This is a genomic window from Bacteroidota bacterium, from assembly GCA_026391695.1.
GTDB lineage: Bacteria > Bacteroidota > Bacteroidia > Bacteroidales > JAGONC01 > JAPLDP01.
This window is the reverse complement of sequence record JAPLDP010000038.1, coordinates 20,046-27,903: the sequence shown is the minus strand read 5'-3', so window position 1 is coordinate 27,903 and position 7,858 is coordinate 20,046. Positions and strand designations below refer to the sequence as shown.

The window sequence follows — 7,858 nt, the reverse complement described above, 5'->3', positions numbered from 1 at the left end:
ATACAAGATAGACATCGTGCTAAAAAAATAGCTGATGAGGCAGGCAGTAAATTTGAAATTGTAGAAGTTAAATGCTCGTCTGAAGAGATCATCAAGGAGAGACTGAAACAAAGATTTGAAGATGAAAGTGACGCACAATATGAGCATTATCTAAAATATAAAAAGATTTATAAGCCAATTGCTGAAAAGCATATTATCATAGATAACTCAGGCAAACTTGAAGAAATAGATAACCAAATTAATAATTTTTTTAAGTCATAAAATCAACTGCACACAAAACACACACTATAGCCAATAAGGATTTCAGCGGTATGCGTAGTTTATCACTCGCATCAAGTTTTGTATCGGTGGACAGGAACGCAGCTGCGATTTCCCTTACTGGCCATAGCGTCACCGTTATGCAAAATCATTATAAAAATAATTTAAACAGGAGTTAAAAGTATGAAAGGTGCAAAGTATCAAATTTTCGAGGACGTTTCAATTGAATCAAAATTAGTTGAGACAAAACAGGGAAAGGTAGAATATTTCCTGACTGATGAAAACAATAAAGAGAAGCCTGTTGTTATGTGTTCACATGGTGGAATAGGGGGTGTAGACCAGTCAAGATTGATGCTCGATTGAGTAGACAGAAATAAGTACAGGTTACTGTGTGTATCAAGACCTGGTTATCTCCTAACACCACTAAAAAGTGGTCAAAGTATTGTGGAACAAGCCAATCTTTTTGCCGCTCTCCTTGATGCATTAGAAATAAATAAAACATGCATGATATCTGCTTCAGCCGGAGGCCCTCCAGCATATACATTTGCTATGAATTACCCTGAAAGATTGTGGGGACTTATCGCAATTGATAGTGTTAGTGGCTTTTATGATATGCCAGAAACAGTTGGTAAAATCAGTGCAATGTTTTTTACAAGCCACATAGGACAAAAATTATTAAAATTAATTGGAACTAAAAAACTGAATGGTTTGCAAATGAAATTTTCAAATCAGCGGCTTATTTCACAAATACTCAACTGAAAAAACATATTGACTACGTTCTAAATAGTGAAGAGCTAAAAAAGTTTATAAGAGCATTTATAAATACAATGAATCCTTATAGCTTAAGAAAACCCGGGACTGACAATGATATGAAATTATACAGGCTCTTGACTCACTTGCAAGTTGAAAAAATTGAAGTACCTACTCTTATTATTCATGGTACACATGATGCGGATGTAAAATTCTATGATGGTGTATATGTTTATGAAAACATTAAAAATGCACAAAGATATTGGATAGAAGAGGGTTCGCATTTAGCTTTCTGGCTCAACAGAGATTCTAAAAACGCACAAAAATTTGCACAAAATTTTCTTGATAATTTAATATAAATGACTTTGCATAACAGCATTTACCCAAAAGTGGCGGGTAAGTGCGTAAATGAAGCTTTGTGCATCTATCAAACTTTGGTGTGTATTGATATTTGGTGTTCCTATTTGTGGAAAATCTGCCCTTAATAGAATTTGGATTCAAGATGGATTTTATCGAAAACGGTCATCCGGCCTATCACCCGGGTGATTTGCTGAAACTATTCATTTAGGGGTATTTTAACAAGGTCCGTTCATCAAGAGACTTGGAAAAAGAATGCAAGCGGAATATCGAAGTTATGTGGTTGCAGAAAAGCCTGCAACCCGATCATAATACCATCGCTAATTTCAGAAGAGACAACCCCAAAGCCATCAAATTGGTTTTTCGTAAGATGGTCACCCTGTGCAAACGCCTTGATATGATCGGGGGCAAAGTCATTGCTACTGATAGAACCAAACTCAGGGCACAAAACTCAAAGAAGAACAATTACAACCAAAAGAAGATCGATGATCACCTGGCTTATATCGAGAACAAACTCCACGAATACCTCGATGCCCTTGATGTTGCCGATACTGCTGAAACCATGGGCATAGACATAGATATTAACAAAGAGAAAATCCGGGAAAAGATCGCACGGCTCACTGAAAAGAAACAGCAATACAAAAAGTTCGCATAACAGTTAATTAAAACCGGACAGGAACAGATTTCTATAACTAATCCCGACAGCCGGGAACTGCCGATCCGTCAGCAGATACTCGAAGTTTGTTACAATATCCAGACCTCGGTTGACGACAAACACAACCTCCCACCCTCTAGAAAATAATGCACTCTTGTTGATTGCCTTCTGTAAAAAATTTGTATTTTTAACTTTTTTGTAAAGCTTACAACAAGTGTGCACTGCATGCTCATGCAGGGCACATATACGGTATAAAACATTGGGGTACAATAGGTTACGCAACTGCATCTCTCGTAGCACAGTCTCAACGGGGTATACAAACGCAGTTACGATTTCCCCAACGTTTCATACTACAAAACGTTGTGTACTTTTTAATTGAAAAAGATATGAGAGCAATAGGCAAAACACCACTGATAAAATTAGAACGATTATCCGAACCTAACTGTGCTGAAATATATGTAAAGTACGAAGGAGGTAATCCTACCGGAAGCATGAAAGATCGGATGGCGCTTTCTATGATAGAAGGAGCAGAAAAAAGAGGCGAACTGAAACCTGGAGGTACTGTAGTTGAGTACACTGGTGGTAGTACAGGAAGTTCGCTGGCCATGGTATGTGCTTACAGGGGCTATCATGCACACTTTGTATCCTCTGACGCCTTTGCAGAAGAAAAGCTACAGACAATGCGAGCTTTTGGAGCCAAACTTGACATAATTCCAAGTAAAAATGGTTTAATAACAGCGCAACTTATTGATTCCTTGGTTGAAAGGGCAAGAAAACTTAGTCAAGTTCCCAATACATTTTGGACTGACCAGTTTAACAATATTGACAATAGAAATGCCTACCATAACATGGCGAGAGAGATTTTAGATGCACTTGAAAATAAAATTGATGAATTTATTGCAGGAGTCGGAACTGGAGGTTGCTTTTCAGGTAATTCAGAAGTGTTCAAAAATGAGATTCCCAACATTCGATGTATCCCTATTGAACCTTATGGTGTACGAGCTCTTTCAGGTGGTGATACGTCAGGCACCCATAAGTTAGAAGGTATCGGCGCAGGATTTGTACCATCTATATGCAAGTTAGAATTAGCTGATGAAATCATAGCCGTAAAAGATGAAGACGCTTATGAAACTGCGAGAAAATTAGCAAAGATGGAGGGAATTTTTGGAGGAACAACTTCCGGAGCAAATGTATGGGCAGCAATTCAAAGAGCGAGAATTATTGGAGCTGGAAAGAGAATTGTTACAATTATTTGTGATTCAGGATTAAAGTATCTCAAGGGAGATTTGTATAAATAATAAATCAGCATACAATAAATATGGTTACATGTGGCGTCAGCCCCATCCCGGCATACCCTGAATCAGGTTCAGGGCGAGCGTCGGGACTAGCTATGAGGACGCGTTGCACAGCCTGCCCGCCCTCGGCGGGGAAATCCAGTCCTGGCCGCACATCCTCTTAGTTTCTTTTTTATAGAAATTGATTGAATTTCTTACGTCAGACAATGAAAGGATAACACATGAACATACGCACTGTAATAGGTATAGCATAATGAAAACAGCAATTATAATCCTGATCCTTCTTATATTCCCGGTACTTCTTTTTTCACAGGATTCGACACCTCCGCCTGTGAAGAACAACTTTGAAAAAGTGACCTCCTATGAGGAGTTATCATCGTATCTTCATCTTCTGGATAAAAAATCTGATTTGTTGAAAGTCAAAGTAATCGGGCAATCCGTGAAAGGGAAAAATCTTTACGCCATGATGTTCTCTTTATCTCCCTACGGGAAGAACAAATCAAAAATCAAAGTGCTGTTCTTTGCACAACAGCATGGCGACGAACAATCAGGGAAAGAAGGTGCATTGCTGCTCGCACAGGAGCTGCTAAAACCGGAAAACAAGTATCTTTTTGATAAGATTGATTTCATGCTAGTCCCCCAAGTAAATCCCGACGGTTCCGAATTAAATGAAAGGCTCAATGCAAATGGTGCCGATCTGAACCGCAATCATTTAATCCTTACCGAGCCCGAAACAATGGCCTTGCATAACATCTTTAACAGATACCTTTTTGAGGTAACCATGGATGTTCATGAGTACTTCCCTTACGGTGAGGAATGGAAAAGTTACGGATACAGAAAAAACAGCGATGTAATGGTGGGTTCAACAACCAATCCGAATGTTTCAAAAGAAATCAGGGAATTATCTGATAACAATTATCTTCCATTCATTTTCAAGTATTTAAACGCCAGAGGATTTTCCTCCTTCGTTTATTGTCCCGGCGGCCCGCCTGAGGTTGCTTATATCAGGCACAGTACCTTTGACATCAATGACGGACGACAGAGTTTTGGGATTCAAAATACCTTCTCATTTATCCAGGAAGGCATGAATGGAAATGATAGCTTTGTTGAAAACCTCAGGCACCGGGCTGAAGGGCAGATGACCGGCATGCGCGGAATGCTTGAGTATATCTACCAGAATAAAGATAGAATCAAAAGCCTTGTTGCTGCTGAAAGAGAAAAATTAATCACCGGCATTTCAAATCAGGAGGTATCTATTCAATCGGAACATGTCAGGAATGGCCAAAAACTGAATATTCCTTTGCTTTCCTATTACTCCGGTAACGATACTGTAATCACCGTAAACGATTATCATCCTGTAGTAAAATCACTGTATGATGTTAAGCGGCCAGCCGGATATTTAATCCCAAGTCAATTAACAGACCTTGTGGAATGGACTGGACGGCAGTCGATTGAGATTACTCCATTCAGGAAAACCGGTGATTGCAAAATCGAAGAATATTTCGTTTACAGCATTGATTCCATCGATTTTGAAGGAGATACAATTGCGAATCCCCATGTTACAGTGGAGAAAATTCAGGATAGAATGTCAACCAATGATTATTATTTTGTTCCGACTGATCAACTGAAAGGCAATCTGATTATTTTAGCCTTAGAACCGAAGTCGATGCTTGGATTGACAACATACAAAAATTACGCTCATCTGTTGAAGAAAGGGGAGGCTTTCCCAATACTTCGGGTAATTAAAAAATAGAGTATATTCCTAATATTTCCAGTAACTGTCCTAAAAAAAATAATTATGCGTATTGAAAGAATTGAACTCCGTCACATAAAAATGGTTCTGGTAAGCCCGTTTGTAACATCAATGGGAACAGAGTATGATGAAGAGCATATCATCGTTAGGGTTGATGCTGATGGTGTAACCGGATGGGGTGAAAGCGTAGCTGAAGGCACCCCTTTTTACTCATATGAAACGGTTCAAACGGCCTGGCATATCCTTCAGGATTTTTTAATCCCATCCATACTGGGAAAAGATATTGCAAGCATCGATGATGCCATTGCCAATTACGCCAAGGTTCGCGGGCACATGATGGCCAAAGCCGGATTGGAGGCTGCCCTGTGGGATGCCTTCGCAAAGGCCAGGAACATACCGCTTTCCAAAATGCTTGGCGGAACACGTGAAAAGATCGATGTTGGCGTAAGTATAGGAATTCAGTCATCCGTTGCCGGGCTTGTCAAAAAAGTTGAAGGATACCTCGCTGAAGGTTATAAACGAATAAAGATCAAGATATCTCCTGGGTATGACCTGCAATTTGTAGAAGCACTCAGGAAGGAGTTTCCGACTATACTATTACAGGTAGATGCAAACTCTGCCTATACACTGGAGGATATCAGCCTCTTTAAGAAGATGGATGGATATAACCTTTTATTGATAGAGCAGCCGCTCGGTTATGAGGACATATATGATCATTCGAAACTCCAGCGTGAACTGAAAACCCCCATCTGCCTTGACGAAAGCATCCATTCGCTCGACGATACCCGGGCTGCCATTGAACTGGGCAGTTGCAGGATTATCAATATAAAGCCGGGGCGTGTCGGCGGTTTTACGGAATCAAAGCACATTCATGACTATTGCGCTTCAAAGAACATTCCGGTATGGCATGGTGGAATGCTGGAATCAGGAATAGGCCGGGCCGGAAATGTTGCCCTGGCATCACTGCATAACTTTACATTACCCGGAGATATTTCTGCCAGCAAACGATATTACAGGGAAGATATCGTCGAACCTGAATTTGTTGTTAATCCCGACGGCACCATGGATGTTCCGACCAAACCAGGTATCGGAGTCGAAGTCAACATGAGAATACTGGAGAAAGTTACGGTCAGGAGTGATTCTCAAAAAATGTAATCATTTGTCCGTTGATTTCAATGTAAACTCCCATATACATTCATTTACAATTTTCAGGATGTTCTCCATCTTTTGAAGATTAGCTTTAGCAGCGATATCGCGGGGAGAGTGGTAGTCATCATGAAATCCTGAAAAGAAGGTCATTACCGGAACATTTCTTACTGTAAAGGAAGAGTAATCGCTTCCAAAATGCCCCGTCACATCCCAGAGGTCAAGTTCAAAAGGATGCGGAAGCCGGAGATTGCTTGCCCTGGCAATCTGCCTCAACTCATCGCTGCCTGGCATCGTGCCGATGCTGAGTTGCCTGCTTGCGGTATCTTCAGGAGCACTGCGCGAGATCATATCCAGGTTGATGTTGAGCAATAGCTTATCGGGATTCGCATTGGAGTGCATGACATAATAACGACTCCCGAGAAATCCTTTTTCTTCTGCAGTCCAGGCGGCAAAAATGATATTAAAGGCAGGTTGTTTATCATACTCACACCATGCTTTTGCCAATGCGAGCATTCCGGAAACACCGGAAGCGTCATCATCTGCGCCATTGTAAATATACCCGTTACGAACGCCCAGGTGGTCATAGTGTGCGCCAACAACAACACTTTTGGTGCTGTCCTTGCCACGGATAATGCCAAGAACATTTCGCACAACCAGTGACTCTGATTTAACAACGACTGTAAACCGCATCCTTTTACCATGGATGACCGTCGAAGCTGGGGACAGAAGGTCAGCAATTCTCGTTTCAATATCAGCTAAAACAATACCGGTTTCGTCGAAGAGCATTCCGGATGCATTGGTGCCCAGAATAAAGCAGGGTATTTTTATAATGGCAGTGTCGCCGGGCAAGGCATAGTCAGCATCCACATATACGGGTTCAGTTATTTCAGGTGAATTCACAGCAGCATTCACGGTATCAAGATTGCGCTGGATTGGGCTGTAAGGTCTTAGGCTATCATCAGGAGCTATAACGATCAGCGCAACGGCTCCAAGCTTTTCGGCCATTCGGCGCTTCACTTCAATAGAGGCGCAATCCTCTCCAAAGGTCTTACCCAGTTTCTTCCATGCAGGTGATGTGGTGTCGGCATGACCAGGGTATCCATCCATCACCACTACGATCCGGCCATTCACGTCGAGCCCGGAATAATCGTTGTACCCCTTGTCGGGAGCGGCTAATCCATACCCTGCGAAAACCATTGCAGCTTCGGCTTCTATACTGTTTGGGACTGATTTCCAAATAAAGTCGATACCAGGGGATAATTGAAGTGCAGATTCAGAATCGGTCAGTCGCTGAATGAATGTAAGGGTCGCTTTTTCGGCTTGATACCGTATTACTTTAAAATTCTGAAAATAAGTTTGGTGAAAGGTCATCGCACCTTCAGGATTATCGAACAGATCAGGGTCACCGTATGGTGTTAAACCGTGCAGCTCCATCATAGTGGCAATGAAATCGGCAGCCAGGAAACTGCCCCGGGTTCCTATTTCCCGACCTTCCATCCAATCGGAGGAGAGGAATGAGAGGGTACCTGAAAAATCCTTTACCACTGGAGCCGGTACAGGGGAGGATTGAGTCTGTGCCAAAAGCATCGCTGTTGACAACGATAAGGCAAGGGTGATGAAACTAAATCTTCTCATAAAGTG

The 7,858-nt window shown here is 41.5% G+C and carries 9 protein-coding genes and 1 pseudogene; 8 read left to right on the top strand and 2 right to left on the bottom strand.

The window, feature by feature from the left end; genetic code table 11:
• From NT175_05910 to NT175_05885, 6 genes and pseudogenes are all read left to right on the top strand, one after another.
• Positions 1–261, top strand: a 261-nt coding sequence (locus NT175_05910; GenBank protein MCX6234246.1) for a kinase, incomplete at its 5' end; no start/stop codon positions are given.
• Between the two features lie 180 nt (positions 262–441).
• A complete protein-coding gene (locus NT175_05905) occupies positions 442–621 on the top strand; it encodes a hypothetical protein (protein ID MCX6234245.1) in 180 nt (59 codons plus the stop codon).
• An 81-nt stretch (positions 622–702) separates the two neighbouring features.
• Positions 703–1,017 carry a hypothetical protein gene (locus tag NT175_05900; GenBank protein ID MCX6234244.1) on the top strand — a complete coding sequence of 105 codons (315 nt, stop codon included), beginning with the start codon at positions 703–705 and terminating at the stop codon, positions 1,015–1,017.
• Between the two features lie 68 nt (positions 1,018–1,085).
• A complete protein-coding gene (locus NT175_05895; GenBank protein MCX6234243.1) occupies positions 1,086–1,367 on the top strand; it encodes an alpha/beta hydrolase in 282 nt (93 codons plus the stop codon).
• A gap of 224 nt (positions 1,368–1,591) precedes the next feature.
• Positions 1,592–2,020 (top strand): annotated as a pseudogene (locus NT175_05890) (transposase).
• Positions 2,021–2,406: 386 nt separating this feature from the next.
• Positions 2,407–3,318 carry a cysteine synthase family protein gene (locus NT175_05885; protein MCX6234242.1) on the top strand — a complete coding sequence of 304 codons (912 nt, stop codon included), beginning with the start codon at positions 2,407–2,409 and terminating at the stop codon, positions 3,316–3,318.
• 4 nt (positions 3,319–3,322) lie between these two features.
• Here NT175_05885 and NT175_05880 read toward each other — a convergent pair whose 3' ends face one another.
• Positions 3,323–3,469 carry a hypothetical protein gene (locus NT175_05880; GenBank protein MCX6234241.1) on the bottom strand — a complete coding sequence of 49 codons (147 nt, stop codon included), beginning with the start codon at positions 3,467–3,469 and terminating at the stop codon, positions 3,323–3,325.
• A gap of 99 nt (positions 3,470–3,568) precedes the next feature.
• Between NT175_05880 and NT175_05875 the strand changes: the two genes are divergently transcribed.
• Both NT175_05875 and menC read left to right on the top strand, forming a co-directional pair.
• Positions 3,569–5,068, top strand: a complete 1,500-nt coding sequence (locus NT175_05875) for a M14 family zinc carboxypeptidase (protein MCX6234240.1) — start codon at positions 3,569–3,571, stop codon at positions 5,066–5,068.
• A 45-nt stretch (positions 5,069–5,113) separates the two neighbouring features.
• Entirely contained in the window at positions 5,114–6,223 is a 1,110-nt protein-coding gene (menC, locus tag NT175_05870; GenBank protein MCX6234239.1) for an o-succinylbenzoate synthase, read from the top strand.
• Here the strand turns inward: menC and NT175_05865 are convergent, their stop codons facing one another.
• Positions 6,224–7,852 carry a M20/M25/M40 family metallo-hydrolase gene (locus NT175_05865; GenBank protein MCX6234238.1) on the bottom strand — a complete coding sequence of 543 codons (1,629 nt, stop codon included), beginning with the start codon at positions 7,850–7,852 and terminating at the stop codon, positions 6,224–6,226.
• Positions 7,853–7,858: the final 6 nt, after the last annotated feature.